We start from the raw sequence: 26,737 nt of genomic DNA on the forward strand, positions 1-26,737 counted from the left end.
GGGGACATCGAAGACGACGTCGAAGAAGACGGCATCACCATCGCTGTTAGTAACGATAGCGACTCCGATGAGGACTCCAACAAAGACGAGGAAGGATCGGAGACCATCATCTACGGCGGCTTCCAGACCGGGTACGACTTCCGAGGCACGCAGACGCTCTGGGCGCGACCTGTCCTCTTCTTCCCCGACAGCGGGACCGTCCTTCCCGATATGGGCGAACGGTACACACGGCGGCACTACGGGAAAGCCACGAATGCCGATCACGAACGCAGTCAGGGCCGTGTCCCGATTAGCGAGTGGTGGCGCTCTATCTACGACGACATCGACACTCGGATGATCGAGGTCGATACCGCTATTCGTCGGACACGGGCCATCGCGTACGACTTTGAGGACCTCCCTTTCTCCGTCGAAGACTGCTACACCTACTGGGGGATCGCATTCAAATACGCAGAGCGGGCCGCCGACCGAGCGATCTCGATCGCAAAGCCCTCCTCGCGACCAACTGTGTTCAACCTTCAGCTCTCCTTGCTCATCGCGGTACTACAGGAATACGAGGGATCGATGGCCTCGGATACCTATCAGGAGTACCTTGAGGTCGCTGGCGAGTTGTTCAGAAAGCCAGCGATGATGATCCAACTCGCCATGCAAGAGCACGACCGGCGGACGGACGACGACTCCCAGCATGTCCTTCCCGAGAATCAGCAGACGCTCAGTGACTCTCTCGAAGACATCGTCGATATCCCGGGCATCAGCGTCGATACAGAGGCCGACCTCTCGGATCAGCAAGCACACCGAGTGCAGGATCAGCTTCAGCGACGACTCGGTGACATCTCCTGATTCACCGTGAACGAAGTGGTCATTCAACTGTGGATTCGTGAGTTCATAATCATACGCTCAAATATTAGATGGCAGATAATTCTCTCACCGCGTGCAAGATGGAGGGCGCGAGTCTTGCATTTGTGAATACTGCTCTCTCAATCGGCGATGCCCAACAGTTCATCAACAGTAACTGCTGTTTGCCCGATGATAGTGTCCTCGCATGAGCAATGGCGAGTTGATGAGTATACCTACTTTGGTACTATTGGCTCACGTATTACAGTACGTTGTATACTCCGTATCGAATTCTCGTGGCGGCGGTTGCTGGAATTGTGAACCCATATCCTTCGATATATAGGGGTTTTCCAGCACGTTCAATAACCGTTCGAATGTGGAAAGAGTCCCAGTTTCGAGATACTCGTCCAATGCCTGTTCAACCAGGTAGTTGCGGGGAATGTACCGCGGATTGGCCTCCTGCATCAACTCCTCATCTAGGCCGACAGCAGCCAGTTTATCTCTGAGCTGTTCGAATTCTGTAGTTGCAAACGCTGGGTCATCAAACGTACCGGGCGTCTCTAATTCGAGGAACGTATTGGTATAGTCTGCGTTCGACTTGCGGAGCCACTCCAGGAATTCATCGACGAGTGCTTCCTCATCATCCGAGGTGATCCCCAGCTTCTTTCGCGTCATCGTGTAGTATTGTGCATCAAATCGATCGTCAAATTCGTCCAGTTTACTTTCGAGTTCATCATACGTGAGCGCCGTTCGTGTACACAGCGGTTGGAGCGCCTCTGCGAGACGTTCGAGATTCCACCGCAAAATGGGTCGCTGGTTGCCGAACGCATATCGCCCGTGCTTGTCGATCGAGCTGAAGACCGCATCCTCATCATAGTAATTTATGAACGCACAGGGCCCGTAATCAAATGTTTCTCCATCGATACTCATGTTGTCGGTATTCATCACGCCATGAACGAATCCGACACGCAGCCAGTCGACAACCATCTCAATCGACGACTGCATGACTGCATCAAAGAAATCGAGGTATGGACGATCCGCTGCAGTTAGCTGTGGGTAGTGTCTGTCGATAACGTAGTCAGTGAATCGCTGTAGTTCGTCGGCTGCTCGGCTTGCAACATACTGAAAGGTCCCGTATCGAATATGGCTGTTCATCACTCGGACAAGAATGGCTCCAGGTTCCTTCCGCCGTCGTCGGATCGCTTCGTCAGTTTCGAGGACAGCTAGGCTTCTCGATGTTTTGATGTGTAGATTCTGCATCGCATATGAATACAGATACTCTCTGAGCATCGAGCTGACAGTTGCGTTGCCGTCGCCTCTCCCGGAGTACGGCGTTCGACCGGAGCCTTTTAATTGGATATCGTATCTATCACCATCGCGCACATGTTCGCCGAGTATCATCGCTCTCCCATCGCCCAGGACGGTAAAGCTCCCATACTGGTGGCCTGCATATGCTTGGGCGATTGGTTCTTCCAAGAGGTCTTGGCCTGCTAGAATGGTAGTATTGAGTTCCGCTGGATCCAATCCAAGATCAGCACAGAGCCCGTCATTACGAACTACAATTTCTGGATTAGCGATACTTTTTGGCGTTACTCTCGAATAGAGGTTTGGGTCCAAATTTTTATACGTGGTATCAAATGAAAACGTCATTTTGTCTTAAGTAGTATTATTTTGCTTGTTGAATAAACTTACTTTTGAGGATATTAAGATACGGTCAGTAGAGAGATTCAAATCGGCGCGTGCTGCATAATCTTCTATCTCTTACACACGGTTCTATCAAATAATGAGTCTCTTCTCCGGTTTGAGGAATAACAAACCCCCCAATCAACGGTTGGAAGCACCACTTAGCCCACCGATACAACTTTATGTATTCCGCGGAAATTAAAATGCATGGCCAAATCAGCTCTCTCGGGTTCGCACCCGTTGGATACGATGCTGGCAGTTTCTGACGTGATCCAGAACGAACGGTTGGCACGTCTGTACGCTCGGGTACTCGAACTCGACACCCCCACTGTAGAGGAGCTCGCAAGCCGTTCTGCGAGTTCTCAAACCACGGTCTACGAGGATGTCAAGCATCTCGTGGAAATCGGTGTCCTCAAGCGCGTGACGGACTCTCAGCCGCACCGATATAGCGCTCGTCGGGTCGATATGACCATACAGACCGGGGAAGAGACGTTTCAAATCACCCCGACGCTTCTCGTTGCCCTGGCTCAACGCGACTCAAACGACAATATCGAACTTTACGTCGAACGCCACGAAGTCAGCGGTCTGGCGACGGCAATCGAATACGCTCGGGCCTACACGAAATCGGAGATGACTGCCCGGATTATGGCTCGCGAGCAGGAGATTCCCGTCCTCGAAGCCGAAACAATCCTCCAGGAACTCCAGGAAATCCTCCTTGATGTAGAAAACGAGATTTCGACGGAAATCGATATCGAGGCGTTGGACGCAGATGTCGACGAGCGAACCGGCGAGTAGTACCCGTGCCGGAACACCTCTTTCCCGATGTCGAGAGCCACCTCATTGACACGAATCTCTTCATTCGCTTCGAGCGCCACGATACGATTGGCCTGCTCAAGCGGGCAGTGACCGAACACGATATCGTTCTCTTGGTCCCGCAGCGAGTATACGACGAACTCACGCCAGAGTCCTATCCCTACGACCAACCTCCAATTGACGATGCGATAGAATCCGGCTGGGTGCAGGTCTTGGATGAAGTTGATTACTCGAACCCCGTCGTTTCAGCCACGATGGATATGGTTCGACACTATATCTCCGCCGCAACTGAGCGTCCCGAGCATACGATAGAGCAAGCCGATGCAGAAGTAGGTGGGGCGGCTGCTACGCTCTTGGAAGACGGACTCACAAACTCGATAGCGATCTACACGAACGACAGAGCCGCATTCCGTGGGATTGAGCGAGCACTCTCTCAACACAGCTACGAGAATCACGTTCAGTTAGTCAAGGCGTTCGATTTCGCGGATACCGTCGAGAACAGATATCAATTCTCTAGATAACCACTCTTTCAACAATCAGACGAATGGAGTATTGACATCCTCCTCCGCGTGAACGCGGAGGAATCCCACGGCACCGCACCGCTGGATTGGGATATTAGGGTTTGCAGTCCACCACCTCTGTCCGAGGTTGGAATCCTCGGGAGAGGTCATGAAGGTAGACTCCGGGCTGTGCCAACCAGCCGGTACTCCTATCCTCGTCCAAACTGGCCGAAGACTCAGAGTTACTTTCGCTATTGTTGATGTCGTGGCGGATGTTTTCCGCCCCGTTCACGTCAGCGTTGAACGCCGCATCACACTCCTCGCACACGTACAAGCCGCGTTCGACACGCTGACTATCGTCTTCTCTACCGCACACGCAACACGTCTTACTCGTATCGCGCTCTGACACTTCCACGACTTCGATTCCCTCGACCTTCGCCTTGTACGTGAGAATCGACGTGAAGCGGTCGAACGCCCACCCGTGCAAGTCAAGGTTGCCGTGCCGACCCCAATTCTTCGAGTCGCCGTCTTCGTCCTCGCGGACGCCTTCCAAGTCTCCGACATTTATTCGCCCAACACCCTTCTCGACGCACTGTTCAACGATGTGTCTCGCTAAGGAATGGAAGAAGTGGGTGCGGCGTTCCGACCACTTGTGATGCAGTCGAGTGGCCCGTTTGCCACCCGAGTCGTCGCACTTGGCGATTTCTTTCGGGAAGTAGTACCCGTCTTGTTTGAGGCGGTTGCCGGGGTACAGGTCGGCGTCTTCGGTGCTGTAGGCGACGGCAGCGAAGTTGCTGATGCCGAGATCGATACCCGCCGTTTCGTTGCCGGGTGCGGTGGGCGTCTCGACTTCGTCTTTGCAGACGAGATGCAGCTCCCACCGTTCATTCGACTTATCGTAGACCGCGCGAACTTGTTGTAGGTTATCGACGGTGACGCCGGGGCGCGTCTCGTACTCGACAAGGATGTACTCCCACGCTTTCGGGTGTTCCTTATGATTCGCGCCTTTCGAAAGTCGGACACAGTTGTTCTTCGTGTCGTGGCGGATGCCGTTCTGTTTCCACGTCACCGTCGAACGGGGGTGTTCTTCGTGGACGCGGTTGCCGTCGTTGTCGTAGTAGTTTTTCTTGCAGTAGCCGGGCGGATTCGCGCGATCATCGGACTGCCTCTTGCCGTACCACGAGTTAAAGGCTTCAGCGAGTTCCTCCAGAACGCGCTGACTGGACTGACTATGCAGTCCCTTGTATTTTGGATGGGTCTTCAACTCGTCTTTGAGGTCGCCGTGGTCGGGAATCTCGCCCGTTTCCTCCCACACTTCTCGGGAGTGGTAGTTAGCGACGTTCCAGAGCTTGCTGGCCGACCACCCGTGCCGGTTGAGCGGTTCCTCTACCTGCTGGTGGTTGAGGATTTTCGCTTGGTGTGTTCGGTGGACTTCCAGCATCTTGAACGCCTGTATAATCACTTATACTTGTTTCTGTTGTAAAAGTGTGGGTTGAGACTGGTGGAATATCCGGCCCTGCCATAGATGGTGGGTTGTGGAATGGGTTGTCGAATTCATCCCGCGCCTAAAGGCCTGTCTCTTACCCATAAGTTCACGGAGTCCCAAACAGACGTTTCAGACGCTGTCGAACCCAATCTGCAATCGGAAGATCGAGGCGAGGAGTGATCCGGGCGATGATCTCGGCGGTAGGGGGTTACTGAATGTGGTACACGGGATTAGCAAAATCGTTCCATAGGAGTGTTAAATCTGTAGATATCGAGGTTTCGATCGGATTTATTGACCTCGGCAACGACTCGATTTGTGGGTAAGAGACAGGCCTAAAGGCGCGGGTATTCGCCTTGCTCTTTATAATCGAGAGCCGTACCTCGTTTCCCTGTTCGGAATTCGATTCTAGACACCGACCGTTGCACGCTCTCTGACGGTGGAACGCCATTTTTGTCGCCCCCCGACAGGTGAAGGGGCTGGAAAGGCCCAGACAGAACGCCTCGACCACCAGAACTCATGTCCTCAGCATCCACCGCGAGTGGCGACACCACTCCCGAAGGCCAGGTTGTCCTCTCACACCTCGTGAACCGACTCCTCCAACGTGAAGGAGGCAACGTCCCTGTCGAGCGAGTGGCGCTACGAGTGTCCGACTACGTCGACCTCTCCGACCAGGACGCCGCCGACCTCATCGACGAGGGGGACGACGCCGGTATTTACACGCTAGATCGCTCTTCGAGCGGGAACGCCACCATCACCGGCGTTTCACCACAGGGGACGGAACCCGAGGTCATCACCGATGCCTTCGGCGAACTCCAACAAGACACCGACGTTGACTTCCGCATGATCGAAGTCGTGACCGACACGATTAATGACGCCCTCCAAGACGCCGGGTACGACGCCTTCGAGTCGCTCGCGGACGCCAACGTTGACGACATCGCCGGCCTCACCAGCACGCTCACCGAGAGCCGCGCCGAGAACCTCCTCAAAGAGGCCGCCACGCACGTCCCCGTTGGACTCCGCCTCGCGAAGAACGCCGCCACCTACTACGACCAGCGGATGGACCCCGACACCGAACGGGCTGCCGCTCGCGTCACCGACCTCTCGCTCGTCACAGATTCCGTCGGAGAACCTCTGTACCGTTCCGAGGGGTGGGAGCCCGACGACGAGCGAGGAATGTACGTTTCCGACATCGGCCGCAACGCCGGGAGTCCTGTCCCCACAGGCCTGCACATTCTTGACGATCCCGACTACCCGAGCGTCCCGAAGGCCGCGACTCACCCCGACGCAGCCTATGACGCGCTCTCGGTCGACGACAACGGCGAGGTCGTCCCACCAGCCGTCCCCATCGACCCACGCTTCCAGGTCCCCCTCGATGAACTCATCGCGAAGAAACTCGCTCGTGGCCTCGTCCCGATTCGGGTGGTCGGGCCGCGTGGGTCGGGGAAGAATTACCTTCTCAAGTATCTGTGCCACAAGACAAACCGGGGCTACCAGTCAATCGATGTCGACCGAGCGACCGAACCCGAAGACCTCTTCGGCCCGCTCGTCCCGGATGGCGATGTCATCGTTCCTCGCAACGGCGCCGTGAAACAGGGCCTTCTGAACGGCGATACGATTGTCATCAACGAGTTCCCCGTCATGCAGGCCGGCGCTGCCATCGCGTTACACCGACTCTTGAACGAGGGGACGCTCTTGGTGAAGAGTCACGGTGAACTCGTTGAGCCCCACCCGTCGGCCCGCCTCGTCATCACTATGAACCCGCCGACCCGCGAGTACCGGGATTCGGAGCCGATGAACTCGGCGACGAGAGGCCGCTTCCGCTCGTTCGAGCAGCCCTACATCCAGGATGTTGAGGAAGAAGTGGATACGCTCGATAGGCAGGTGAACAGCGGTAAACCCGTCGTGGATCGACCGACGCTCAAGAAAATTGTCCAGTTCGCCCACCAGACCCGAGAGAACGAGTCCTGGCCCACGCTCTCGACGCGGAATCTCACGATCCTCTGTGAACACATCGAAGACGGAGTGTACCCGAAGGCCGCCGTCAAGGGGGTGCTCTGGGGAGTAGCCGAACCAAACCAGTACCCCGAGGACGCCTACGAAACCCTGAATGACTACCTCTAGAGGAACCAGCGGCGCTTGTTTGTGCGCCCCCGTGACGACGAGGGGGCTGCACACTCTGTCCATTACTTGCCCGTCCCAGCCTCCGTCCTGTTCCAAAAATGTCAATTCAACATCACCAGGTCGTCGACGATCTCAAACCCAAGGCCGCTGTGAGATCACGAATTTCTCCGCAGCGGGCCGACCGTCTCCGAGAGTTCATCCTCGGTCACCTGCCAAGGGGTCTGACCGTCGACGTCGTCATTTCCTCCAGCGTCCAGACCGCTGCCGTTCTCCCCGTCGATGTCGATGCTATCGTCTCTTCAGATGCGACCGAAATCGAACGCGCTCAGGCCGAACAGTTGCTCGCCGGCGTCGACACTGATTACCTGGTGATGGTGACTGGGACCGAGGCCGACCTCACCCGCATCCCGCTCAACGACCAGCTCACCGCCGACCACGCCCACCAGTTCGGCCTTGCCTTTCACGAACTGCTCCACATACTCAAGACAGCCATCACAGCGATATCAGAACTCCTCGAGACCGAGGTCGATGTCAAATACCATGCCCAGGTTCACGACCTCATCAACATCGTCGAGGATGGCGCCATCGAGTCCGAAGCCATCCACGGCGAGAATTTCAGCGATAACGCCGGAATTCGACTTGAACTCACTCGACGGCTCCACTCGCAGACGCCCAAGGACATCCCAGACGGTGAGGAAATTCGCTACTCGTTCTGGGACGCTGTGACGAGTTGTCTGTACGACGAAGCCATCTATCCGACGGGAACGACCGATGTTCTTCTCGACGAAAACGATTCTCGCATACAATTCAAGAGTGATGCGGATCGGGATGCGTTCGAGGCGATCCACACAGAACTGTGTACGCTGTCTGACGACGTACACGCGATTCGGAGCGCCGACCGATCAGACATCACTCACAACCACGACAAGACCGCCTCGATCCGTCGAGCGCGACGAGTTATCCAGACATGGACCGACCACATTCAGCCCGTCCTCGAGGCCGACAAAGAGGACGAAGAAGAGCAGGAACAGGACGTCCAGGTCAACCAACAGGTCGGTGGTAAGAACGAAGGTGGGTATCAAGACCAGTCCAGCGGGGATGGGAGTGACGAGGCCGCAGAATTGCTGGAAATGCCATCCAACTCTGATGCAGGCGACGACAGTTCCAGTAGAAACGAAGGGCTACAGGACGCTGAAGAGGGCGCTAGTACAGATGAGGATTCACAGCGGCTGTCACAGACCCAGCCCCCGACGCAACTCCCCGAAGACTTCGATCCGACCGACGTCTCGCTATCGCGGGAAGCAACGAGTGACCCCCATCAAAACGTCTTCGAACAACCGCCGGTCACGGACGATCCCAGCCCCACCGACGTCGGCGAGATCGACAATCATGGGGAAGAGGACGAACAGAACGACGAGCAGGCCCCCAGCATTGGCGAGGGCGCACAGGGGCACCACCGCGATGGTAAAGACGGACGTGACGCAGAAGCCGACGTGGAGAGAACTGACGCCGCTCAGGACACGGGAGGCGACAGTGATGGTGAGGGAGATGTCAAAGACAAGGCGGGTGGAGAGAATGATGGACAGGCCGAGTCAGAATCCGAACCGTTGAGTCGGGCTCAAGCTATCGCGCAGGCCGCTGACCGTGCCCGACAACGCGAGCAGGAACGACAGGGTGGGAATCCAGGCCAGAGGACGAACACCGAGACAGAAGCGCCGTCGAAGTCACCATCTCCTGAGGAGGACATGGGTGACGTCCCGAGATCCGCCGCTTCGAGTTCCATCGACACTCAGCAACAGAACCAAGACCAGCTCACTCTCGGGAAATTCGGCGGCGATTCCCAGGATAATCACGAGGGTACAAATCCCGATACGAGCGAAGGCGAGACCGACGACGAGCACTCCTCGGACGGATTAGATGAGGCATGCCAGTCGGACCAAGCGGATACCCCGACGCTCGAGACGGCGAGCAGCAGCGCGGCGGGAGACATCGACACCGACGCACGTTCGGAATCGGAGTCCGGTTCAGAACCCGAAGCAGAATCAGACTCTGAATCGGGGCAAGACATCCCGGAAGGACCTGCCCATACCGAGAGTTCGACGAGGTCGCCCGACGAAGACGAAGCCACCTACGAGAATGCCCTTGCCGGAGACGAACGCGCTGCCCACCGTGAATCCGAGCGCGAAGGTATCGACGAACAGGCCCTCGAAGAAGAACTCTCCGCGCTAGCTGACCAGCTCGAACGCTCCGCCCGCCAGCAAGCACAGAACGGAAAAGATCAGAACAATGGGGAGGGTGGACAATACGGTGGGCCTGGAAGTCTCGAGGATCTCGAGATTCTCCCCATCAGCGACAATCTCGCCCTCAATCGCGAGTGGGGCGCTATCGAAGAAGGGGCTGATCGGGTCGCAGAAACTCTCGAAATGTACCTTCGACTCGACCGCCGCAAAAACGTGCGACGTGGTCTTTCTTCTGGGGCGTACGATCCGCGGGCCGGTCATCGCCTCGCTATCGGTGACCCCCGCGTGTGTAAATCCCGAACCCTTGGGGACGAAAAGCAGTACGCGCTCGTCCTCATCCTCGATCGATCTGGATCGATGCGGCGGGGGTCACCGCCGAAGATCGAGATCGCAACGCAAGCCCTTGCCCGGTTCGCACTCGCCGCCGAGAACCTCGGGATTCGCGTCGCCATCACTGACTTCTACCGTGGCGAGGCACGTCTCGTGAAGCCATTCAGCATAGAAACGCGCCACGTCCAGGCGAATCTCCTTGATACGACGTGTGGTGGCGGGACGCCCCTCGCGGATGCGGTTATCCTCGCCCGTGAACTCGTCGAAGCACAACGCGACGAGCCGCTGATAATCACTGTGACGGATGACAACCCCTCTTCGACGGACGATGTCATCGACCAGATCCGGCGGTCGCACGCACCCGTGTGTTCGCTCACTATCGCGACCGATTGCCAACCCGGGTCGCTCTCTGACAGCGCCTCCGAACTCTCCCGGTACTACGAACGCCAAGAAGCCGTTTACACACCCGATCGTCTCGACGACAGACTCGATCAGTTCGCGAGTCTGCTAGCGGGGTTGTGATAATTAGCTGAAGATTCCATACATTCTATCTTAATAACTCTGTCACTGATAAATCCAGTTTGCTGAATACACAGCGCATATCCGTCACCACCTGCGTTCCGAGAAACATGTACAATACTGAGCAGTCTACCAGCCACTGGTTAGCGATGAAATGAACCCGAAGACAGCTAGTACGTCAACAACGCCTAGCAACCCACCGATAGCCACCCATCCCATCACGAGACTGCTTGCTGCACCAGAGAACGGGCCGGAAAAGATGTCCATCGGGGCAACGCCGATAACCATCGATAAAATCAGAGTGAACAACAGGTACGCGACATTCCCGGCGATAAGTCCGATAACTAGTCCTACTGGGTCGCCCCCACCTCTACTCATAACTCCACATGAGTTGGGCCGCTGTCACAAAGCTATCGCTCAGCCACATTTGAATAGGGCAGTACTGACTACACGCTCTATATCTGCCAACGTGATTTCATTCAGTTGAGGATCTATTACGTTGAAAAGCACGAGGACTTCCACGAACCGCTATGAGATTGTCCTACGCTACGTAGACACCAGGTTTGTTATGTAGGACATCTTCCGAGCCAATTTTTCACCCCCCGCGTCGGTAGTGGGGCGTCCAGCAGACGACCGACTTCAACATTCCGCCCTTCGTCAATCATGTCCTGTCGAACCATCCACTCAGCCGACGGCAGTGTGCCTCACCTGGCGTTGCCACCAGGCGCACTCGCCCACATGGACCGTGACTACGACTACAAAGTTGATCGCGATCCACCGAACGTCGAACCCATCGAACACCAGATTCGCCTCGACTTCATGGGCGGTGGGCCTGTCCGCCGCGACCAGCTCCTCGGAGACTACAATCCCTGGTCATACAAGGCCGAGACTCCCACAACCCATCCCTGGCGGGGGGTAAAACAGAAGCCGAGGGGCCTCGATTACGCCGAAGCATCGTGTGATGTACGGATTCGCGAAGAGGAGAAGTTCTACGAACACGCCGACGATGACACTGTTCTGGTCGACGCACCTGCCTACCTTGCCGCACGTATCCGCGAAGCTAGTGAGCAATCCGACCCTCACGAAGCCGTCCGTGAGGTGCGTAAGGACCGGGAGAAGTGGTATCAGGAACTCATCCCCGGCGCGAATCTCCGCCAGATCCTCAAGGAGTCGTCCTATGGGTCGCTGATCGAGAAGTGCATCGGACCCACTCCCGACGCCAACCACCTCCTCGAGCACAACGCCTTCGTGGGGATGGTCATCGTTGACGACGACACCAACCCCGACGCAATCGCCCGAGAACATGACATCGACTCGGTGTACGTCCTCCCGGAATCTGTGCTCTCACACGCGAACACTGACGAACCAGTGGCTCTCGCTGACTACGGTATCGAACTCCCCGCACCCGTCCTTGTCGGAGAATACGACAGCGGGAGCCAGTACCCATTCATCCCGTGGGGGGACGCCCTCACCTGTTCGTGCCCGTACAAGCAATCCGCTCCCTTCCGCGTGATGTGTAAACACGAACTTCTCGCGACCATCGTCTGTGGCGACCACGACTCAATATTCATCCCTCTCACCCGGGGTATCCACGTCCCTCACCGCGCTCGTCGATTCGCTAGTCCCGAGATCGCCGTTTCTCACCAGCCGCGAACAGCGGGAGGTCACCCGTCGCCATGACGACACTCTTGGAACCCAAACACCGCGAACTCGTCACTGACTCGCTCGACGACATCAGTCAGCAGACGGGTAAATCCACCTACCGGGTCTTCTCCGATTGGATCAGTATGGCGGTCGCCAGCTTCTCCGGCGACGAAGACGCCTATCAGAAACCGCTCGACCGGTATCGAAATGATGGTCGGGACGAGGAGACGGTTCGAGAGTTCGCGACGCTGCACGCCAACGCCCTCGGGGGTCTCGTCCTTGCGATGGAGGAAACGCAAGAAGATGTCCTCGGCGGCGTCTACGAACACTACGGCCTCACCAGCGAGCACTTCGCCCAGTACTTCACGCCCGGAGCGGTGAGCCGAGCGATGGCCCAGATGAACCTCCCCGACACCGATAGCCTCCGTGAGGCCACGCCGGACGACCCTCTGGTGATCGGTGATGTCTCTGGGTGCGGGAGCGGTCGACTCATCGTCGACAGTGCCCATCGACTCCAGGACCTCGCACCAGAGACTCCAGCCGTCTATCTCGGATACGACAAAGATCCTCTCTGCGCGAAGATGGCCGTTCTCAATTTCGTTCTCAACGCTATGACCGGGTACGTCCTACTCGGTGACGCCTTGAAACTCGATGCCCGACGGGTATGGTTCATCAGCACTGCCCAGCTCATCGGGGGCGACCATCCTGTGCGAGAACTCGACACGAGCGAGCGTGACCGCGTCCTCGCCCGATTCTTCGGTGTATCCCTCGTCGACGACGACACCGACGCCGGCGCCGCACAAGAGGAACCGGACACCGAATCTGAGCTGGACGTCGACCCGGAACCAACACCCGAAGAACCAACACTCGCACCGAACCTCGATGTCACGCTCGACCCGAGTGACACCTCCCAGGCTGGTTTCGACGAGTTCGTATGACCATCTCCTGCAATCGCGACGGCTGTGATCGAACGTGGCCCCGCGATCCCGTGCTTGAGGTAGGGTGCTCATCGTGTAGCGCTCCTATCGGCACGAAGTGCAAGCGCCCGTCGGGGCACGCCGGTAATTTCGTTCATCCGCACGGAAAGCGTGACCGCCTCGCTGTCGACGAAGGCCACTACGGAACGTGTCCACTCGATATCTGCGCTGAAACACTCGAAGACATAGATCGATCGGATACGCCCACCGAGGAAGATGGAGATACTACCGAACAGGTCTCGATCGGAGCATTTTGAATCGTTCTTCCGGCGTTCAGCGTCCTACGTTACAGTACGGACGCGAGCGTAGCGTAGGACCAGTTTTGTCGCCCCCGTGCCGGTGAGGGACGTACAAACATGACCTATGAAGTCGCAGAAGACGCGCCTGAACGCACCCGTAGTGAAGTAGAACAGCTCCACGAACTCGCGGTCAACACGTTTGGCTACGCCACCGACCACGTCCTCTTCACCGCTCACGGCGACGGGACGATCTCCGGTCGAATCGCCCTCCCTACCGGCCGTCCGTACGATGACACGGACGACGATCGGGAGCGCACAACACTCCACGACCGAATCGCCCGTCGCTTTCAGAACAACAACGACACCGATCCCGACCCACCCGCCGTCTGCGCACCCATCACCCCAGACGCACCGAGCGCGAATATCCCGGACGAAGCGCAAGCCAGTGCATGACCGGTGACTCTACGCCCAATAACGTGCCTCGGTGGGAGGATATCGACCTCGATGCTATCGACTACGAGGCGCGTGATGGTCTCTCATCCGGTCACGAGCGCACGCTTCGAGCACTGCGGTCGAAAATCGGCTCTACGGAGGCGCTGCTCCGACGCTATCTTAGAGAACTCGGTGTCTCATCCGGGGGTGACCTCGCCAAAGTCAGTATCCCGACGCATCTGCAGTATCGTGACCCGTTCGCGTTCGACCGAGTTCGCCGAGCCCGGAGCTCCCAGATGACCCTCGAGAGTCAGCGAAATCGCTTTTCTCGGGTGTATGCCGACCACTGTGCCGAGAAAGCTCGCCTCCGTGAGAAAGCCGAGGCCAAAGGTGACAGTGGCACTAATGATGGGGAGGCAGTCTCCGAATGACTCAGACCTTCATTCCAACACCGGTCCCCGAACCGCTACCGCTCGCCGAATCTCTCGTCGACGACGTCCTCGATGAACTCGACGAGATGGGAACCTCGCTCGAAACAGTGAATTCCGACCAACTGCTCGAGGCTCGCTACTCGGCGCTCGACGATCTCCTCCATACTGATCGCGACCCCTTTGGAAGCGATCTCGTCGCCATCGCCTATACGCTCCAGACCCTTGCTCGGGTGTACGATCTCCACGACGTCCAAGAGCCTGCTCAATTCCCTGATTGCGCAACAACCCTTACTGAGACGTTTCGGTCTGGTCTACTGTGGCATCATCTTGAGGCAGCCGTCACCATCGAACTCCTGGACGAACCAAATAGCTGAGATTTCGACTCCGATTCAATCCGCGACAAACTGTGCATCTCGTTAACCCCGAATTGCTCGGTCGCCAAGCCACCCGACTGCCTCCGTTTGTCGCTCGCTGGAGGGTGCGCGAGATCAGAGACGATGTCCTCAGAAGCACCCGCCAGTCCCGGTCAGCGATCGCCTTCTCATGGTGAATCGCTATCGCCCGGAGTACAGGAGAGTGAGCGGTTCAAGTTCCACTACACGGTCGGGTCCGGATCATCGCGAAAAGCCATCGGGACGGCTGCACTTGCCGCCACAAATCCCGACGCACTCGATCTCGACGATCTGGAAGCGCTTCTCGCTGCTGGTGTCGACCTCAACGCCATCCCACACCCTGGATACGCGATGATATCCTACGCTCGCCGGGACAATCGCCCTTTCGAGGGGCCGAACTGGTTCATCGATTCCGGCGGGTACAGCGTTCAGAAGAAGTTCAACCATTACCCGACGAGCATTGACGACTATGTTGCCTACTTGAGCGAGTACGACGATCAAATCGAAAAGTACACGCTCCGGGATTGGGCGTGTGCCCTCGATCTTCTTCGCGACGCCGACCGGGATATCCGCACCCACCAGGAGTGGTCAATACGCGACCACGTCTACTGCCTGGAAGCTGCGGAGGAAGCCGGTCTCACCGCCGAACCCGTTGCCGTCTTGCAGGGGCACGACATCGAAGAGTATCTGTGGTCGTTCGACTACCTCAAAGAGCACGGCCTCGCCTCACCAACGCTTGGCATCGGGTCAATTCTTCGCCCGAACAAAACCAGTGAAGTTCGTGCGATCATTCAGGAGTTGCGCGACGCTATCCCCTCGAAGTATGCGCTCCACGGCTTCGGGATCTCGAAGACCGTTCTCGAGGACGCCGAGACCCTCTGGGCACTCGATTCGGCCGATACGACATCGTGGCAGTCGAAGGCCGCTCACGCTCGTGTGACTGACCCTGAGTGGGCCGACCGCGTCCCCGCCTGGATTCGCACTCTCCAAGCGTACATGGACTACGGCGATGCCGTCGACGCACTCATCGCAGCTGCCTACGCCGACGAGTCGGCAGACGCAGCAACCGAACCCGGGCGCTTGCGAGTCGTCCCCCTCAGCGCGTTCGCTGCCGGGAAGCCGGGCCGTCCTGACGTTGCCGACCCGTTGGTTGAGTGTATCTGTGGGAACCTAATCGACCCGAATCGGCATCCATACGAGGAAAATACCGCCTGGTGTCGATTCTGCGAGCAACTCCAGTTCAACCTATGGAACAGGCAGTTCTGTGTGGACGACACCGACGGCGTCGAGACAGACGAGCCATACCCTTCGAAAGAACTGTAGCCGCCACATTTGATGTGATTCAGTCTCACTTATGAGCAGACCCGTCCTACTGTACCTGTGAATATCACCTCCAAATATCCGACCCTCAGCCTCGAATCAGAGTTCGAGGCGGACTCTTTCACCATGATTACCATCATGGATGGTCCAGGGGTGAACGGCCTCGAGCGATACTTTCTCGGGTACTATGATGAGGACCTTCGCGACGATGATGGCTCATTCCTCGCCCGCCCCGTCGGGCATCACGAACTCCCTCACCCGATGACGCTCCCTGAGGTCGAAGAGTGGGCGCTCGATTATCTCAGTGTCCCAGAAGAAGCCCTCACCGAATGTGAGGCTCGACAGCTCCGAGCGAAACGAGCACGAGAAGGAGAACTGTCCGACGACGAACGCGAACAGGTGTAGAAGCGGGACCGCCCTCTATGATTACCCCTCAAGATCCGCTCTCCCAACCGAAAGCAGTCACTCCCGGCAGCACTCGACGAGTAACCCGTCGGACTGTTCTCGGCGGTATTGGGACAGTTGGCCTCGCCAGCCTCGCCGGATGTCTCGGCGTCTTCGGCGCAGAACCCGTCAACAGCGAGCAGAACGCGACTGACGAAGACGGACCCGGGAGCGGTGGTGGGCAGACTCCTGCTCGAACGTCCACGACGACGAACCAACCCGACACCAGCGACGGAACCCCCGAACCAACGTCCGAGCCTGACCCTGACGACGATAGACCTGGTGGACTGCCGAACGGTCCCGGCGTGATGCCTGGCGACCTCCCCCCTTCGTACACCAGATATCCTGAACGCTTCGACCCAATTGACCGCGTCTATGTCGGGCCGATCACCTCGCCCGCCACGAACGACTGGAATCCGCATTACGACGATCCCGAGCCTGGGAAGAAACTCGCCGACGTTGCCGTCCACAATTCGACCATCGAGGACTGGGTCGTGAGCCCGCCCCACACGATGCACCGGGTGGACGGCCTCGAGCTCACCGTCGACGGCGACGGTGCGTTCACGGCAGAGGGCGGCTTCCACTACAGAAACAAGTGCGGATACTTTGGCGTCAATCATCTCTATGTTAGGGGGCCCACCGCGACGATCTACCTCGCGTACAGCCACGACCCTGCCTGCTCCGAGAGTGAGGTTCGCGACGAAGAGGGGTATTGGTACGGGCCTGTTACGGTGACGGGGAGCCTCGATGGAGACTTCGACACGCTTCGTATCATCCTCCTCAACGGGAACGAGAACCTCGGCGAGTTTGATTCTACAGACACGATGGAATTTGGGATATAGTGGTCCGTCATGGCTAAACTCATCAATATAAATCCAAGACCGGCCTGCCCACGGCCTACTCGTTTGTCGCCCCCGGACGCGGTGCGGGGATCGCCTGCCTCATCAACCCCACTAATCCGCACGACGTGAGAATCATATCAGTCGAATCACCCGTTCTGCAGGAACTACAATCTATGAGTACTGATACCGACACCAGCGCCAGCGTACCGAACCGACACCGCTCGTTCACTGTGCATCACCAGTCTGTTTTCGTGACAACTGAACACGAAGACGAAGCTCAAGATGACCCCGAAAATACCGAGACGAAGATCATCGACGAGGCCGGTTTGCTTGCCCTCGATGACGAACCCTTCGAGACCACGCTCTTTCACCATGGAGTCAACGTTGATACCCGGGAGCGAGCCTCACGAATCGAGACCGGCGGCTCCGACGAGTTCGTCGACAACCGTTCTCTCTCCGCTATCCGTGCTCAGAACGGTGAGAAGACGGTTCCCGAGGACGCGTCCGGACGCCAGAGGACGCTGTTTGCAGATACCGCCGTCGATCAGCGCACCCTCGATGGGGACAAAGCCAGCGCTCGCTTCATGTTCGAGGCCGACCAGCGCCGCCAACAAGCGGACTCTCGCGAACAGGACGCATCTCGCGTACCCTATCAATGAACCCCCTTTTGCTTCAAGCTCGCCGCTAGTGCTTGCGCTCGTTTATATTAGAGAACAATCTATGAAGGAGGGAGGAATCCCTCCATGAACGCCGAAAGCCCTTGGGACGACGACCGGAGATTCTACAGCAAGGACGACTTCGGAGACACATCTTTTGAAGACGAGCATTACGGCCCCAATGACGCCGGCGAATTCACCGTCGACGAAGCCCCGCGGTGTACCCAGTGTGATCGCCCCGTCGATCCCGATCGGGCCCTCTGCAAGGAATGTGAGCGCGACACGGAACTCGAATCGGAGAATCCCTATGGACCTATTCACGACGACGTCTCCGTGACCTACGAGAAACGAATTGACGCACTCGCGTTCGCCGTCGTGCCGGCGAAATCTCGCTTCGAGGCGATCGTCAAGGCCACCCTTGCATTCGATGCTCGAGAGAACGCCCCCAAGAAGCCCGCCGGCTTCGACGGGATGACCTTTGAGCTCCTCCACGAAGCCGACGACCCGGATATCCGTCCTTTCAATATCGGCTGGGGCGCACTCCCTGAAGCCGTGCCCGTCGCGAGCGAACGCGGCCTCGAACTATTTAATAAAGCCCACAACCGCACCAACTGGGGTGATCACCTCTCTGAAGGCCCTGAAGTTGACTTCGAACCCGAACCTGACATCTACCTCTACGACGAGGACGGAACCGCAATCTGCCGCGCCGGGCAGTTCATAGACCTCATCGACAGCTACACCGTCCCTGATGATCCCAGCGACTACACTCAGCCCGAGTACGGCAGTACTGACGAGGAGCTATGGATCGTCCCGGCATTCACCCTGAGTGTCCATCCTACTACTGACGGTTGATTACGAGAGAGCCTGTCATAGAAAGCTCCGCGCTCTCTGTCTATCCAAGTCTTGTCAAGACTCGCGTGCAAGATACAGCGCGCGTATCGGTCACCGTGGGGTGTCGAAATCAGTGCTGCTCGAATCGGTCGATACAGGCTGAGTGCTGAACGCACGAACATCCGCGAGCGAAGCGATTGAGGAAAGCCGACGAGCAAAAGATTCCCCCGAAACACATTGGTCGACCGAGTATCCAGCGCGTTAGGGGGATGTGGCTTCAGAGAGACAGCTTACGAGAGGTCTGCTTCAGTCGGTTCGTACACCCGTATCCATCCGTCGCTCTGGACTTTCACGAGGTAGTCGGTATACTGAAACTCGACCGTCCCAACACCCTGCCGAGAATCCCCGGCTACGTCTGGCCCGAAGAATGCGTCTTCAATCGCTGGTACGTCCACGGATTCGTACAGCGGTGGCGACTTCAGTTCGCTTGGAGACACGCCCTCGGCCTCTGCGATGGCGTAGATGATTGCAGTTGTGAGTTCCACCTGTCCGTTGGGTTCGTAGTGTCGTTGTGCTACCTGTGTCTGGTGCGTATCAACGCCGTTAGTCGGGTCGTCTTCAGCCCCCTCTCTCTCGTCACTGCTCTTGCTCATCCATGTCACTCCGGGCGTGGGTTTCCTGCTTCGAGTCGAGGCTGGCACCAATCCCTTCGAGGGCGGCTAAGACCTGTTCGGCGTGGTCGGCAGTCGTAATCGTTTCGGTCGCCTCATCGAACGTAATCACACCCTCGTCAACCAACTTCGGGACGTGGGCGTGGTACAGCGAGACGTACACCTCTTCGCGCTGGTCTTCTGTGACGGCTTGTTCAGGAATGTCGTTCTCCCACGCGGCGATTTTCGTCGCCAAGTCAGTCAGCGACCATTCGGTGTCTTCGAAGAGAGTATAGCACAGGTAGCGCCGTCGGGAGTTCCCCAATGCCTCGTAGACCGTCTCCATCTCCAAAATGTCCAGCGACGGCAGTTGCGTTTCGGACGGGGCGGACGCGTCGGATGTTGCTTCCCCAGCCGGGTCAGGTTCGTTAGACATTATAGAGAAATGGGGAGAGGCTAATAAAAACATTTCTCTGAGTTGATAAAACGGGTATTTCAACACTGAATACGTTCGGTTTGGTGTTTGTACTCACCAGTTATAAACAGGTTGAATAAGTCGGTATTGCAGACGTTCTCGACTGTCGGTGACATCGAAGTGAAATCACCGGTGGTAGAGTGCTGCATAGACGCTCTGTATCTTGCAGCGGCTTCTGTATGCATATATGATTCAACATTTTCTACCGCTTGCACCGCAGTAAATCGGCTGTGAACGATTCTATGACTCCCTTCACATACGAGATCGATTTTACCCTGTTTGTGGCCCCCGAGACGGTGGAGGAGTCCAAACAAGATGGCAACCACCAGCCGCAGTACAAACCGGCGAATATACGAGGTCGTTAGATGAACTCCGAATCGGAGTTGCTTGTCTGTCCAGATTGTGGAAACGGACGGTTCTCGTGGATCATCCGTCAAGTACAGTTCGGAGCTGTGCATCGCTTTGCGAACGGACATATCGATGTCGAAGTGACAAAGAATGGCCCCATCACCGACTCCGATATCGGTGAGAACGGAGTCTTCTGTGTCGATTGCCAGGAATTCCGAACCTATGAGGAACTTGTTCCAGACGACGCCGAGGCGGTTCACCTCAGTGAAGACGAATTAGAGGGAGACCGCTGATGGGCGCTCACACGTTTTTCACCCGAGCGAACGGCGAGGACGCCAAGAGCGCGTTTAGCGACGCCGTCGAGGACGCCCAGTACCACTACGGCCAAGGTGGATACACCGGGACCATCGCGGAGAAAACCTCGTTCACCCGTATTCCCGACGACGAAGTAGGCGACACCGACCCCGCCGAGTACGCCAGCCAGCTTATCGACGAACAGGACTCTCGAATCGACAGCAAGTGGGGCCCTGCTGGATGTATTCACGTCGAAGAAGACACGTACCTGTTCTTTGGCTGGGCATCCGCCTAACGCCTCTCCTTTCCCGTGAGTACTCGTCACCACCCCTCGTCCAGAGTGATACGGCCGCTTCGCGCCGGCGACATCATCGCGTTCCCCTACCTCAACGCTATCGGGCGATGCATTGGGGGCGACTCCATCGGATCCTTCAACTGGTACGTCCCGCCAGGGGGCCCACTTAGTATCGGTCGCCTCCCCAACCAAGACGAGACCGATGCGATGATCGACTCCGGGGAGATCGTCATACTCGAGACGGAATTCGACTCCCTTGCCGCCTACCACGCCTATCGGACATACCGCGACTGTGACCCCCGTCTCGTCTCGCCCGGTGGTGCGTCGTCAACGGGGCACCTATCGCTCCGCGCTGAGCGTGGGTCCAGAGTCCGTGAGCGTGTCAACGGCTTCCTGAAGCACCCCGACGTCGCGTATCAGCACGACCCAGTGACCACGCCCTTCCGAATCGCACTCACTGCCACCTACCAGGACCGAGAGGTTGCGATGGCGGTCCTCGGACGCCCGCGGGGGCGACACAACGCCGACGGTCGGACGGTCGAACTGTATCGCTTCGCTGCCCACCCTGACCGGCCCGTGAATACCGGCTCGTGGCTCCTCTCACGCTGTTGTGCGTGGAGTCGCCTGGAAGGATACGATCGCCTGCTTACGTACGCCGGTGTCCAGAACAACAACGTGGGGACGATGTACCAGGCCGCTGGGTTCGAGCTCCTCGGGACGACGATAGCCGACCGGAGTGACTGGCACTCTCGTGAGGGCCGTGCTGGGGGTGGACGGTACCGGAAATGGCGCTACAGATACGTCCTCGCCAGTCATTCGATCGAGGCTCGACGGCCCGCCGGTCGCGTCAGTCCCGATCAGGCCCGCCTCACCGACAAGAACACACCAGCCGGACCTGCGTGTGCCTCTGCCCGCACGCTTGCTCAGGGGGAACTCGTCCAGACCCGGGAGGAGCGTCTGGCTCGTCGAGAAACCACCCTCACCCCCGACGCCCGGGCGTTCCTCGATGAGTACGACTGTGGCGAATCTGACGACACCGCACCGCTCGTCGCGTGCTTCGCCTACCGGACGCCAGAAGACTCCCTGGTTGCCGTACTCTGCCTTCGAGACCACTCCGGGGAGCAGAACACCCGGGACAACACCGAAGCCGTCACGCTGTCCACTGCGAGCGTCCAGACCGACGCCCTCGCTTACCCGGTGAACGTGCTTCGGGGACTCATCGCCGACGCCTGTGAGTGGGCTCGGCTCCACGGCTACGCGACTGTCGAGAACTGCCTCACCGGGAACGTCGCGACCGCCGCAGTCGAGGGAATCGCTGGCCTCGAGATCGACTACGACCATCTTCGTGACCCATCCATGGAGCCATCCGAACGAGCATCCTCGTCGTCGAGCTCCCCTTCTGTGTCTTCCGCGTAGGCGAGGTTTCGTCCGCCAGTTTTTGTCGGCGGCGGAGCCGTGCGCCGCCAGCTGACCATCCTGACGGCCACTTCCTATGGTGAGTTCCAATACCAGTTCAGTCGAGAGCATCGGCCACGGCCAACTCGACCTCTCCACGTACCTCTCGCCGGCGACTCTTGACACACTCGAGGACAGACACCGGGCCTCGGGAGGCGAGCATTCCGACCACCGGTCCGAGATCGAGGCCGACAGCAACACCGAACGAGAACGCGAAGAGGACGCGCTTCCTATCGAAGTCGCTCGTCGTGCCGAGTACATCGGGTTCCTTCATCGAGCCCCGTTTGCGACTGAGGCATACGCCCTCGGATTCGTTACCGGCGCTCGCGAGGACTGTCGGATTCAGGATAGCCATCTCCGCAACGTTGACGTCCCGATCCTCATGCTCGACAACGACTTCAATCGGCCCGACCTCGATCGGTATCTCACCCGCTTCCGTGAGGTTGAGCCCGAAATCGGTGTCGTTGGCGATGCCCGCACTCCTGAGGAAGCACACACGTTTGTCGACGCCGCCCGCGAACTCAAATCTGACTACCCAGACGCGACCATCATCATCGTCCCGAAGTGTCGCGAGGCCATCGATATCGTCGCCAACGCTGATATCCCCGGGGAATCGCTCGTCCTCGGATACGCGATGGGGCGTTCAAATATCAAAGCGTGGCACTTCTCGGATATCGCCAACTGGCGCGGTCACCGTGTGCATCTCCTTGGAGCCAGCCCGACGAAGCAATGGCGCGTCATCCAGGAGCTCACCCAACCGAATCTCACAGGGGACCCGCCTGCGGACATCATCGGTCTCGATTGGAACGGCCCGCAGGGTATCGCCTACAAAGGCGAATCCTGGTCACGCGACGGGTGGCAAGACGCTGACTTCCTCACCATCCGCGAGACCGTCCGTCGAAGCCTCCGTGAGATGCGAGCATTCTGGGAGGAACGTGGAGTGTGGCCCTCCGAGGGGAAGACGCCAATCGAACGCCTCGAGCCCGCCGTCAAAGAACCGGACGACCCTATCTGGGCTGCCAACGGAGGGGATCTCAGCGATCCCGATCCGCTTGGGTCACCCGATGAGTGGGCAGAACTAGTGGACTACGAGGACGAAGATGGCCCCTATCCCATCGAGCAGGCCATCATCGTCACCTACGAAGACGGGCGCACTTTCGCATATCGGACACAGACCGAGCGCAACTACGTCGAATACCACGAAGGGCTCTGGGACGAGGTCGTGGACGAGCGGCCGTAACGGTCGCCCGGTCCTACGTTACGGTGCGAACTGTCGGTGTCCGTATGTTGCGTAGGGCTCGATTTGTCCGGCCCCCGCACGGCGGAGGCCCACAGAATGCCCTCACCACCGCCGACCGACGCGAGTAGCAACAATTCGACGAACTCCACTGGAGAGGTCGTGGACAGGAGTGACGAGTTCGTCGACAACCGAAACGACGTGTGCGACCCGCCTGCTAACCCCGGCGAGCAGGCCAGCCTCGCTTCCGAGGTGATCGAGGGGCAGACGGATCTCACCGGCAGCCAGGCGACCGAGGACCCGGAATACCTCGATGGTGGAACTCGGGAGAGTGCGCTCGATGCGCTGGCCAACGGCTCATGGACCCCCTCCACGATCACTCGAGCCTTCGAAGTCACTGGAAACGTCGCCAACTCGATCAAAGAGATGGGTTCGGGTGCCAGTCACGTCCTGAAAGTCGAAGATAACACCGAGGACCTATCGGAGTGGCCGGGAATCGGGGACGCTTCGGCCAAATCGATCCGGACAACGATACCGAAATTAAAGGCCCGTGGAATCACCCGCCACGGTCTCCCCATCGACGTCAATGCCCAGGCAACCGAGGATGCCGGCGGCGACGTCGATGAGCTCGAGGGCGTCGAGAGTGTGACCGAACAGACGGTCATGGAGGGGATCGTTGACTCTCTGGACGTTCCCGAACACTGGACAATCGTCGATGAGCACGAGGACGCCGAGCAAGAGCCCTCGATCCTCGTTGAGCATCCGGACGGCTACTTGGCCGAAATGTGGCTTCGGGACGACGACGTCTCATCCGGCGCCGGTGAGTGGGACATCGAATACGTCGACCCGGTGGGGACCCGGCGGGACGGGAGCGGGCAGTTCCACGAGAGCGCCCAGGACGCGCTCGACGAACTCGTTCCGCACATCAAGGAGGTTCGGGCCGAGGAGCGCGACCGGGCCGAACAGCAGGCCGAGCAGGAAGATATCGACTGGCCTGAAACAATCGGGCGCTTTCGGCTCCGGGAGCAGACCGTGAGTGACACCCATGCCGAGTATCGGACTGACTATCTGGCGGGCTACGGTATACTGGGGACCAAGCGACGGGAGCGGTCGGAGGGCATCCGTTTCTACGACGACACCCGGAAGTACCACTTCATGGATGAGACCTACGCCCGGAAGAAGACCGCAATCGAGACAGCCGAGGAGAAGCTCACGGACCTGACGGAGACACTCGATGAGCGGGAGGACGCGGTGATCGAGCAGAACGATATCCCCGACCACGTTCTCCCCCACCGCTACCGGGGCGATCTCGACGACCAGGACAGCGGCAGTGACGATGTCCCGGATAGCAAAACCCGTCAGATGGGTGTCTCACCTGACGACACCGACCAACTCACCGTCGATATTCGCTTCGCCACCGAAGGCATTAGCGCCTCGGTCTACGCCATCTCCGAGACACCCAACCGAACCGATCTCCTCGAAGAAGCCTGGTACACCTGGACCGAGGTGGACGAACTCACCACGGATACGGAGAGTCACATCATATTCGAGATTCCCGTGCAGCACTCCCAAAACGAGAACGAGGACGCGGCGGACTAACTCGTGCTCGTTTGTCGGGCCCCCACGCGGTGGAGGCCCACTCAAAATGGAATCCACCACAGACGACAATATCGCCGGACAGCGCATCGCCGACGTTCGTGAAATGACCAGCGAAGAACTTGAACGCGAAGGCTGGCAAGCCCATGATTGGCAATCGACAGTCGTTCTCGAACTCGAGTCCGGGACGATCCTCTATCCATCTACTGATCCCGAAGGAAACGCTCCTGGCGCGATATTCGGCATCGACGCCGACGATACCGCATTCGCCCTCTACCCCTGACCAAATTCATTATGCACATGCTCATCAGAGTCGTCTCCGAAGCCTACGACGCCGAAGACGCGACCGGCATCGCCCACGGCCTCTTTGAGGGCGTTGACGCGCCGCTCTACCCGACGTTCGACTACGGCACACTCATGACCGATGGTGGTCGCTGGAGCGAGTCACTCCCTGAAATCTTCCGTGAAGAGGGCTCCGCTCGTGCCGACTCCGAGATCGGGAACGATCTTCTCGAGGGCGCCTGGGTATCAACCACTCGCGAACTCGCTCGAAGAATGGCCGTCATCCGCAAGGGATTCGAAGAGTACACCGACAAGGAACTCCTCGAAAGCCCCCGTATTAAAGCCGACGTCGAACCGTGGAACCCTCTCGGCCCAACCCGAAGCGAAGAGGAGTTCATCGACTCCTACTCAATCGACGTCCGGTATGCGATGTACTCTGTCGGTGAATACGCCGGCCCGGTCTACTACCTCTACAACGAATACGGAACCGCGATTCGGAGCCAAGCCGAATACGAACAACTTCTCGACGAGATTGCGACCGATGATACAGGGAACGACGAGACCTCGTTCTACGTGACGCCAGTCGACGTCCACTATTAATCCGGCTCCCATATCAAGCGAATCCTAGGTACAATCAGAGTCACCCGATTACTAATGACGCTGAGTGTCCCGCGGAGGTAGATTCATCCCCAGCGGGTGTCAAAATCGCACCGACTGATGCACACAGGTTCGTGGCGGGGGTGACTCACGCCGCTCCGAGACGACAGATGCCAACGAGACAGACCACAATCGAGACGATTCAGACTGACGGTGGAGGCCGTGAGGATAGTGATCGAAGTGGTCTCCTCGTTCGCCGAGCTGCCCTCGTCGGGTGTGGCGACGCGAAACACGACGGCTTGCTTCCTGCTCGCGAAAAATACCGTTCGACATACTTCGGCCTCAAGCGCGATTTCGCTGAGACACTCTGTGCTCGCTGGTGGATCCTTTCTGCGAAATTCGGACTGCTTGATCCCGACCGCGTCATCGACGATTACGATGTCGCCATCACCGACGACGATGTGGACACCGCTCAGTGGGTCGAGGACGTCCGCACGGTGCTCTCTAATGTGGAGTGGCCCGAGACGACCAAGGACGGTCGGGACATCGTCTGGGAGCTATATGCGCTTGCTGGAAGTGACTACCTCGAGGCCACCGACCAGGATGAACACTCGCTCCGTGTGCAACTCCCCGACATTACACCCGATCACGTAACGATCCGATTCCCCTTCGACGACCTCGCGGGGATCGGCTACCAAAATGGGTGGCTCGCCGCGTGTCGTGACTCCGGGCGTATCGTCGATACTGCAACCCACGGCTGAATACGAACGGGGCGTC

The 26,737-nt window shown here is 58.2% G+C and carries 28 protein-coding genes and 1 pseudogene; 23 read left to right on the plus strand and 6 right to left on the minus strand.

Annotated features, from left to right (window positions below; genetic code table 11):
- A pseudogene (locus tag NO360_RS17975) lies at positions 1-837 on the plus strand (hypothetical protein); the annotation flags it as partial.
- Between the two features lie 249 nt (positions 838-1,086).
- Here NO360_RS17975 and NO360_RS17980 read toward each other — a convergent pair.
- Complete coding sequence (locus NO360_RS17980; RefSeq protein ID WP_256309226.1) at positions 1,087-2,481, minus strand: protein adenylyltransferase SelO; 1,395 nt, start codon at positions 2,479-2,481, stop codon at positions 1,087-1,089.
- Positions 2,482-2,721: 240 nt separating this feature from the next.
- Between NO360_RS17980 and NO360_RS17985 the strand changes: the two genes are divergently transcribed.
- Both NO360_RS17985 and NO360_RS17990 read left to right on the plus strand, forming a co-directional pair.
- Positions 2,722-3,309 (plus strand): helix-turn-helix domain-containing protein, encoded by a 588-nt coding sequence (locus NO360_RS17985; protein ID WP_251331611.1) that lies wholly within the window; start codon positions 2,722-2,724, stop codon positions 3,307-3,309.
- A 5-nt stretch (positions 3,310-3,314) separates the two neighbouring features.
- On the plus strand, positions 3,315-3,848 hold the full coding sequence (locus NO360_RS17990) for a PIN domain-containing protein (protein WP_251331610.1): 534 nt from the start codon (positions 3,315-3,317) through the stop codon (positions 3,846-3,848).
- 94 nt (positions 3,849-3,942) lie between these two features.
- On the opposite strand, the gene NO360_RS17995 is transcribed toward NO360_RS17990, so the two are convergent.
- Positions 3,943-5,268: an RNA-guided endonuclease InsQ/TnpB family protein gene (locus NO360_RS17995; protein ID WP_112077778.1), complete on the minus strand. Its 1,326-nt coding sequence runs from the start codon at positions 5,266-5,268 to the stop codon at positions 3,943-3,945.
- Between the two features lie 561 nt (positions 5,269-5,829).
- On the opposite strand from NO360_RS17995, the gene NO360_RS18000 reads away from it, so the two are divergent.
- Together NO360_RS18000 and NO360_RS18005 are read left to right on the plus strand one after the other, a co-directional pair.
- Positions 5,830-7,434, plus strand: a complete 1,605-nt coding sequence (locus tag NO360_RS18000) for an AAA family ATPase (RefSeq protein ID WP_256309227.1) — start codon at positions 5,830-5,832, stop codon at positions 7,432-7,434.
- A gap of 98 nt (positions 7,435-7,532) precedes the next feature.
- Positions 7,533-10,526, plus strand: coding sequence for a VWA domain-containing protein (locus NO360_RS18005; RefSeq protein ID WP_256309228.1), 2,994 nt, complete (start codon positions 7,533-7,535; stop codon positions 10,524-10,526).
- 126 nt (positions 10,527-10,652) lie between these two features.
- Here NO360_RS18005 and NO360_RS18010 read toward each other — a convergent pair whose 3' ends face one another.
- Entirely contained in the window at positions 10,653-10,901 is a 249-nt protein-coding gene (locus NO360_RS18010) for a hypothetical protein (RefSeq protein WP_114450761.1), read from the minus strand.
- Between the two features lie 360 nt (positions 10,902-11,261).
- Between NO360_RS18010 and NO360_RS18015 the strand changes: the two genes are divergently transcribed.
- The 10 genes from NO360_RS18015 to NO360_RS18060 all read left to right on the plus strand — a co-directional run bounded on the left by NO360_RS18015 (position 11,262) and on the right by NO360_RS18060 (position 18,752).
- On the plus strand, positions 11,262-12,203 hold the full coding sequence (locus NO360_RS18015; RefSeq protein WP_256309229.1) for a hypothetical protein: 942 nt from the start codon (positions 11,262-11,264) through the stop codon (positions 12,201-12,203).
- A complete protein-coding gene (locus tag NO360_RS18020) occupies positions 12,200-13,105 on the plus strand; it encodes an N-6 DNA methylase (protein WP_256309230.1) in 906 nt (301 codons plus the stop codon). The genes NO360_RS18015 and NO360_RS18020 overlap by 4 nt, the downstream gene beginning before the upstream one ends.
- 395 nt (positions 13,106-13,500) lie before the next feature.
- Positions 13,501-13,836, plus strand: a complete 336-nt coding sequence (locus NO360_RS18025; protein WP_112077683.1) for a hypothetical protein — start codon at positions 13,501-13,503, stop codon at positions 13,834-13,836.
- The gene (locus NO360_RS18030) at positions 13,833-14,246 is read left to right on the plus strand and encodes a hypothetical protein (RefSeq protein ID WP_123124683.1); all 414 of its coding nucleotides are present in this window, start codon (positions 13,833-13,835) and stop codon (positions 14,244-14,246) included. The genes NO360_RS18025 and NO360_RS18030 overlap by 4 nt, the downstream gene beginning before the upstream one ends.
- Complete coding sequence (locus NO360_RS18035) at positions 14,243-14,620, plus strand: hypothetical protein (RefSeq protein ID WP_256309231.1); 378 nt, start codon at positions 14,243-14,245, stop codon at positions 14,618-14,620. The genes NO360_RS18030 and NO360_RS18035 overlap by 4 nt, the downstream gene beginning before the upstream one ends.
- 123 nt (positions 14,621-14,743) lie before the next feature.
- Positions 14,744-15,961 (plus strand): deazapurine DNA modification protein DpdA family protein, encoded by a 1,218-nt coding sequence (locus NO360_RS18040; protein ID WP_256309232.1) that lies wholly within the window; start codon positions 14,744-14,746, stop codon positions 15,959-15,961.
- 57 nt (positions 15,962-16,018) lie between these two features.
- Positions 16,019-16,363, plus strand: coding sequence for a hypothetical protein (locus tag NO360_RS18045; protein WP_123124687.1), 345 nt, complete (start codon positions 16,019-16,021; stop codon positions 16,361-16,363).
- Between the two features lie 347 nt (positions 16,364-16,710).
- Positions 16,711-17,244, plus strand: a complete 534-nt coding sequence (locus tag NO360_RS18050; protein WP_114450753.1) for a hypothetical protein — start codon at positions 16,711-16,713, stop codon at positions 17,242-17,244.
- Positions 17,245-17,417: 173 nt separating this feature from the next.
- Complete coding sequence (locus NO360_RS18055; RefSeq protein ID WP_246989826.1) at positions 17,418-17,903, plus strand: hypothetical protein; 486 nt, start codon at positions 17,418-17,420, stop codon at positions 17,901-17,903.
- A gap of 84 nt (positions 17,904-17,987) precedes the next feature.
- A complete protein-coding gene (locus NO360_RS18060) occupies positions 17,988-18,752 on the plus strand; it encodes a hypothetical protein (RefSeq protein ID WP_256309233.1) in 765 nt (254 codons plus the stop codon).
- A gap of 269 nt (positions 18,753-19,021) precedes the next feature.
- Here NO360_RS18060 and NO360_RS18065 read toward each other — a convergent pair whose 3' ends face one another.
- Positions 19,022-19,384, minus strand: coding sequence for a HalOD1 output domain-containing protein (locus NO360_RS18065; protein WP_256309234.1), 363 nt, complete (start codon positions 19,382-19,384; stop codon positions 19,022-19,024).
- Positions 19,368-19,817 (minus strand): DUF7344 domain-containing protein, encoded by a 450-nt coding sequence (locus NO360_RS18070; RefSeq protein WP_256309236.1) that lies wholly within the window; start codon positions 19,815-19,817, stop codon positions 19,368-19,370. The genes NO360_RS18065 and NO360_RS18070 overlap by 17 nt, the downstream gene beginning before the upstream one ends.
- A 404-nt stretch (positions 19,818-20,221) precedes the next feature.
- Between NO360_RS18070 and NO360_RS18075 the strand changes: the two genes are divergently transcribed.
- The 3 genes from NO360_RS18075 to NO360_RS18085 are packed head-to-tail and all read left to right on the plus strand — an operon-like array spanning position 20,222 to position 22,209.
- Positions 20,222-20,497 (plus strand): hypothetical protein, encoded by a 276-nt coding sequence (locus tag NO360_RS18075; RefSeq protein WP_120083838.1) that lies wholly within the window; start codon positions 20,222-20,224, stop codon positions 20,495-20,497.
- Complete coding sequence (locus NO360_RS18080) at positions 20,497-20,793, plus strand: hypothetical protein (protein WP_114450749.1); 297 nt, start codon at positions 20,497-20,499, stop codon at positions 20,791-20,793. The genes NO360_RS18075 and NO360_RS18080 overlap by 1 nt, the downstream gene beginning before the upstream one ends.
- A gap of 45 nt (positions 20,794-20,838) precedes the next feature.
- Positions 20,839-22,209: an XF1762 family protein gene (locus tag NO360_RS18085; protein WP_256309238.1), complete on the plus strand. Its 1,371-nt coding sequence runs from the start codon at positions 20,839-20,841 to the stop codon at positions 22,207-22,209.
- A gap of 97 nt (positions 22,210-22,306) precedes the next feature.
- Here NO360_RS18085 and NO360_RS18090 read toward each other — a convergent pair whose 3' ends face one another.
- Positions 22,307-22,522 (minus strand): hypothetical protein, encoded by a 216-nt coding sequence (locus NO360_RS18090; protein WP_256309239.1) that lies wholly within the window; start codon positions 22,520-22,522, stop codon positions 22,307-22,309.
- On the opposite strand from NO360_RS18090, the gene NO360_RS18095 reads away from it, so the two are divergent.
- From NO360_RS18095 to NO360_RS18115, 5 genes are all read left to right on the plus strand, one after another.
- On the plus strand, positions 22,508-23,488 hold the full coding sequence (locus NO360_RS18095) for a DUF6610 family protein (RefSeq protein WP_345780226.1): 981 nt from the start codon (positions 22,508-22,510) through the stop codon (positions 23,486-23,488). The two genes, NO360_RS18090 and NO360_RS18095, sit on opposite strands and share 15 nt — an antisense overlap.
- Positions 23,489-23,584: 96 nt before the next feature.
- The gene (locus NO360_RS18100) at positions 23,585-25,084 is read left to right on the plus strand and encodes a hypothetical protein (protein ID WP_256309241.1); all 1,500 of its coding nucleotides are present in this window, start codon (positions 23,585-23,587) and stop codon (positions 25,082-25,084) included.
- 46 nt (positions 25,085-25,130) lie between these two features.
- Entirely contained in the window at positions 25,131-25,364 is a 234-nt protein-coding gene (locus NO360_RS18105; RefSeq protein ID WP_251331593.1) for a hypothetical protein, read from the plus strand.
- 11 nt (positions 25,365-25,375) lie between these two features.
- On the plus strand, positions 25,376-25,963 hold the full coding sequence (locus NO360_RS18110; protein WP_256309242.1) for a DUF7995 family protein: 588 nt from the start codon (positions 25,376-25,378) through the stop codon (positions 25,961-25,963).
- A gap of 167 nt (positions 25,964-26,130) precedes the next feature.
- Positions 26,131-26,721, plus strand: a complete 591-nt coding sequence (locus NO360_RS18115) for a DUF6884 domain-containing protein (RefSeq protein ID WP_256309243.1) — start codon at positions 26,131-26,133, stop codon at positions 26,719-26,721.
- The last annotated feature ends 16 nt before the right edge of the window (positions 26,722-26,737 follow it).

It is taken from the genome of Halobellus litoreus (genome assembly GCF_024464595.1).
Taxonomy (GTDB): domain Archaea; phylum Halobacteriota; class Halobacteria; order Halobacteriales; family Haloferacaceae; genus Haloquadratum; species Haloquadratum litoreum.

What these genes read in the sequence shown, in the direction of transcription:
- NO360_RS17980 (WP_256309226.1), bottom strand. Translation starts at nt 2,481, where the DNA reads ATGACGTTTTCATTTGATACCACGTATAAAAATTTGGACCCAAACCTC.
- NO360_RS17985 (WP_251331611.1), top strand. Translation starts at nt 2,722, where the DNA reads ATGGCCAAATCAGCTCTCTCGGGTTCGCACCCGTTGGATACGATGCTG.
- NO360_RS17995 (WP_112077778.1), bottom strand. Translation starts at nt 5,268, where the DNA reads ATGCTGGAAGTCCACCGAACACACCAAGCGAAAATCCTCAACCACCAG.
- NO360_RS18000 (WP_256309227.1), top strand. Translation starts at nt 5,830, where the DNA reads ATGTCCTCAGCATCCACCGCGAGTGGCGACACCACTCCCGAAGGCCAG.
- NO360_RS18005 (WP_256309228.1), top strand. Translation starts at nt 7,533, where the DNA reads ATGTCAATTCAACATCACCAGGTCGTCGACGATCTCAAACCCAAGGCC.
- NO360_RS18010 (WP_114450761.1), bottom strand. Translation starts at nt 10,901, where the DNA reads ATGAGTAGAGGTGGGGGCGACCCAGTAGGACTAGTTATCGGACTTATC.
- NO360_RS18015 (WP_256309229.1), top strand. Translation starts at nt 11,262, where the DNA reads ATGGACCGTGACTACGACTACAAAGTTGATCGCGATCCACCGAACGTC.
- NO360_RS18020 (WP_256309230.1), top strand. Translation starts at nt 12,200, where the DNA reads ATGACGACACTCTTGGAACCCAAACACCGCGAACTCGTCACTGACTCG.
- NO360_RS18025 (WP_112077683.1), top strand. Translation starts at nt 13,501, where the DNA reads ATGACCTATGAAGTCGCAGAAGACGCGCCTGAACGCACCCGTAGTGAA.
- NO360_RS18030 (WP_123124683.1), top strand. Translation starts at nt 13,833, where the DNA reads ATGACCGGTGACTCTACGCCCAATAACGTGCCTCGGTGGGAGGATATC.
- NO360_RS18035 (WP_256309231.1), top strand. Translation starts at nt 14,243, where the DNA reads ATGACTCAGACCTTCATTCCAACACCGGTCCCCGAACCGCTACCGCTC.
- NO360_RS18040 (WP_256309232.1), top strand. Translation starts at nt 14,744, where the DNA reads ATGTCCTCAGAAGCACCCGCCAGTCCCGGTCAGCGATCGCCTTCTCAT.
- NO360_RS18050 (WP_114450753.1), top strand. Translation starts at nt 16,711, where the DNA reads ATGCCTGGCGACCTCCCCCCTTCGTACACCAGATATCCTGAACGCTTC.
- NO360_RS18055 (WP_246989826.1), top strand. Translation starts at nt 17,418, where the DNA reads ATGAGTACTGATACCGACACCAGCGCCAGCGTACCGAACCGACACCGC.
- NO360_RS18060 (WP_256309233.1), top strand. Translation starts at nt 17,988, where the DNA reads ATGAACGCCGAAAGCCCTTGGGACGACGACCGGAGATTCTACAGCAAG.
- NO360_RS18065 (WP_256309234.1), bottom strand. Translation starts at nt 19,384, where the DNA reads ATGAGCAAGAGCAGTGACGAGAGAGAGGGGGCTGAAGACGACCCGACT.
- NO360_RS18070 (WP_256309236.1), bottom strand. Translation starts at nt 19,817, where the DNA reads ATGTCTAACGAACCTGACCCGGCTGGGGAAGCAACATCCGACGCGTCC.
- NO360_RS18075 (WP_120083838.1), top strand. Translation starts at nt 20,222, where the DNA reads ATGAACTCCGAATCGGAGTTGCTTGTCTGTCCAGATTGTGGAAACGGA.
- NO360_RS18080 (WP_114450749.1), top strand. Translation starts at nt 20,497, where the DNA reads ATGGGCGCTCACACGTTTTTCACCCGAGCGAACGGCGAGGACGCCAAG.
- NO360_RS18090 (WP_256309239.1), bottom strand. Translation starts at nt 22,522, where the DNA reads ATGAAGGAACCCGATGTACTCGGCACGACGAGCGACTTCGATAGGAAG.
- NO360_RS18100 (WP_256309241.1), top strand. Translation starts at nt 23,585, where the DNA reads ATGCCCTCACCACCGCCGACCGACGCGAGTAGCAACAATTCGACGAAC.
- NO360_RS18105 (WP_251331593.1), top strand. Translation starts at nt 25,131, where the DNA reads ATGGAATCCACCACAGACGACAATATCGCCGGACAGCGCATCGCCGAC.
- NO360_RS18110 (WP_256309242.1), top strand. Translation starts at nt 25,376, where the DNA reads ATGCACATGCTCATCAGAGTCGTCTCCGAAGCCTACGACGCCGAAGAC.
- NO360_RS18115 (WP_256309243.1), top strand. Translation starts at nt 26,131, where the DNA reads ATGCCAACGAGACAGACCACAATCGAGACGATTCAGACTGACGGTGGA.